At 56.8% G+C, this 1,323-nt stretch carries 1 rRNA gene (only partly in view); it reads right to left on the reverse strand.

The features are described from left to right. Positions 1 to 1,274: ribosomal RNA gene (locus ABZ930_RS41305) — 23S ribosomal RNA — on the reverse strand (it extends 1,924 nt beyond the left edge of the window). Positions 1,275 to 1,323 lie beyond the last annotated feature (49 nt).

Genomic DNA, 1,323 nt, shown 5'->3' on the forward strand with positions numbered 1-1,323 from the left:
TGAATGACACGACTTCGGCGGTACGCTTGAGCCCCGCTACATTGTCGGCGCGGAATCACTAGACCAGTGAGCTATTACGCACTCTTTCAAGGGTGGCTGCTTCTAAGCCAACCTCCTGGTTGTCTCTGCGACTCCACATCCTTTCCCACTTAGCGTACGCTTAGGGGCCTTAGTCGATGCTCTGGGCTGTTTCCCTCTCGACCATGGAGCTTATCCCCCACAGTCTCACTGCCGTGCTCTCACTTACCGGCATTCGGAGTTTGGCTAAGGTCAGTAACCCGGTAGGGCCCATCGCCTATCCAGTGCTCTACCTCCGGCAAGAAACACACGACGCTGCACCTAAATGCATTTCGGGGAGAACCAGCTATCACGGAGTTTGATTGGCCTTTCACCCCTAACCACAGGTCATCCCCCAGGTTTTCAACCCTGGTGGGTTCGGTCCTCCACGAAGTCTTACCTCCGCTTCAACCTGCCCATGGCTAGATCACTCCGCTTCGGGTCTTGAGCGCGCTACTGAATCGCCCTATTCGGACTCGCTTTCGCTACGGCTTCCCCACACGGGTTAACCTCGCAACACACCGCAAACTCGCAGGCTCATTCTTCAAAAGGCACGCAGTCACGACGCACTGAGTAAACTCAATGCGCGACGCTCCCACGGCTTGTAGGCACACGGTTTCAGGTACTATTTCACTCCGCTCCCGCGGTACTTTTCACCATTCCCTCACGGTACTATCCGCTATCGGTCACCAGGGAATATTTAGGCTTAACGGGTGGTCCCGCCAGATTCACACGGGATTTCTCGGGCCCCGTGCTACTTGGGTGTCTCTCAAACGAGCCGCTGATGTTTCGACTACGGGGGTCTTACCCTCTACGCCGGACCTTTCGCATGTCCTTCGCCTACATCAACGGTTTCTGACTCGTCTCACAGCCGGCAGACTGTGAAAGAGAGATCCCACAACCCCCCAAGCGCAACCCCTGCCGGGTCTCACACGCTTGAGGTTTGGCCTCATCCAGTTTCGCTCGCCACTACTCCCGGAATCACGGTTGTTTTCTCTTCCTGCGGGTACTGAGATGTTTCACTTCCCCGCGTTCCCTCCACACTGCCTATGTGTTCAGCAGCGGGTGACAGCCCATGACGACTGCCGGGTTTCCCCATTCGGAAACCCCCGGATCAAAGCCTGGTTGACGACTCCCCGGGGACTATCGTGGCCTCCCACGTCCTTCATCGGTTCCTGGTGCCAAGGCATCCACCGTGCGCCCTTAAAAACTTGGCCACAGATGCTCGCGTCCACTGTGCAGTTCTCAAACAACGACCAACCACCC

Origin of the sequence: Streptomyces sp. NPDC046716 (assembly GCF_040645755.1) — a bacterium.
Lineage (GTDB): Bacteria > Actinomycetota > Actinomycetes > Streptomycetales > Streptomycetaceae > Streptomyces.